This window comes from Mesorhizobium sp. M5C.F.Ca.IN.020.29.1.1 (genome assembly GCF_003997375.1).
In the GTDB taxonomy this organism is placed as follows: Bacteria; Pseudomonadota; Alphaproteobacteria; order Rhizobiales; family Rhizobiaceae; genus Mesorhizobium; species Mesorhizobium wenxiniae.
The window spans coordinates 1-1,282 of record NZ_RZSW01000966.1 but is presented as its reverse complement, the minus strand read 5'-3'; the positions used below and the strand labels follow the sequence as shown (position 1 = coordinate 1,282).

The following is a 1,282-nucleotide window of genomic DNA, read 5'->3' as shown; positions in this document are numbered from 1 at the left end:
CTCCTGTTAGAGCCTGATCCATCCCGGCAGAATCGGGATGGAGGCCTTATCTTCCTGTTTGACCATGATCTTGCCCGAACCGAAGGTCAGCGCAGCAAAAACCGGCTTCCACTTTCGGGATCATGGTCAGGCGCCGAACTCGGCGCGGAAATCCTCGAGCCGTCGCTTCTGGCGGCCGTCGCCATCGAAATTGGCCGGATCGAGCCATGCCTCATAGGCTCTGCGTAGGGCCGGCCACTCCTTATCGATGATTGAGTACCACGCGGTATCGCGGTTTTCGCCCTTGACCACAAGATGCTGGCGGAAAATGCCCTCGAACTTGAAGCCGAAACGTTCCGCCGCGCGCTTCGACGGCTCGTTGCGGTTGTTGCATTTCCATTCGTAGCGGCGATAGCCAAGCTCGTCGAAGATGTATTTCATGAACAGAAACTGCGCTTCCGTCGCCGCCGGCTTGCGCGAGATCAGCGGCCCCCAATAGATGTTGCCGATCTCGATCACGCCATAGGCCGGATCGATGCGCATCAGCGTCTGGCGTCCGGCGACCTTGCCGCTGGCCTTGTCGATGACCGCGAAGAAGAGCGGGTCCTCGCTGGCTTCGGCCTTGTCCAGCCATGGCTGGAAGGCGGCGCGGGTCTGCGGTGGATAGTCGAACAGCCAGGCGAAGCGGCCATCGATATCGGGCACCGACGAGGCATCGAACAGGCCGTCGCCGTGCTTTTCGGCGTTGAGCGGTTCCAGCCTAACAGTGCGCCCCTCCAGGACTTTGCGTTCGGGCCGCGGGCGCGGTTGCCAATTCTTGAGATTTTCCGACACCCAAAGCTCCAATCCGTTTGACTTTTGTGAGCGGACGCTCACAAAAACGCTCGCTCGGTGAAAGAACCACACGGACGGGAAAAATGCTCCACACGATTTCGGCCTTCGATCGTCTCGGCGAGGAAAACGCCTTCGCGGTGCTGGCTCGTGCCACCGCGCTCGCCCATCAGGGCCGCGATATCGTCAATCTTGGCATCGGTCAGCCCGACTTCAAGACGCCGCAGCACATCGTCGAGGCGGCGATCAAGGCGCTGCGTGACGGCCACCACGGCTATACGCCGGCCAACGGCCTGCTGGCGACACGCGAAGCGGTGGTGCGGCGCACGCTGACCACCACCGGGGTCGAGGTTTCGCCCGAGGCGGTGATGATCCTGCCCGGCGGCAAGCCGACCATGTTCGCCGCGATCCTGATGTTCGGCGAACCGGGCGCCGAGATTCTCTATCCCGATCCCGGCTTTCCCATTTATCC

At 61.8% G+C, this 1,282-nt stretch carries 2 protein-coding genes; one reads left to right on the top strand and one right to left on the bottom strand.

What is annotated here, in order from left to right; translation table 11 throughout:
- Positions 1–126 precede the first annotated feature (126 nt).
- Positions 127–813, bottom strand: a complete 687-nt coding sequence (locus tag EOA85_RS35450) for a GNAT family protein (protein WP_095517269.1) — start codon at positions 811–813, stop codon at positions 127–129.
- Positions 814–896: 83 nt separating this feature from the next.
- On the opposite strand from EOA85_RS35450, the gene EOA85_RS35445 reads away from it, so the two are divergent.
- Positions 897–1,282, top strand: a 386-nt coding sequence (locus EOA85_RS35445) for an aminotransferase class I/II-fold pyridoxal phosphate-dependent enzyme (protein ID WP_127212742.1), incomplete at its 3' end; no start/stop codon positions are given.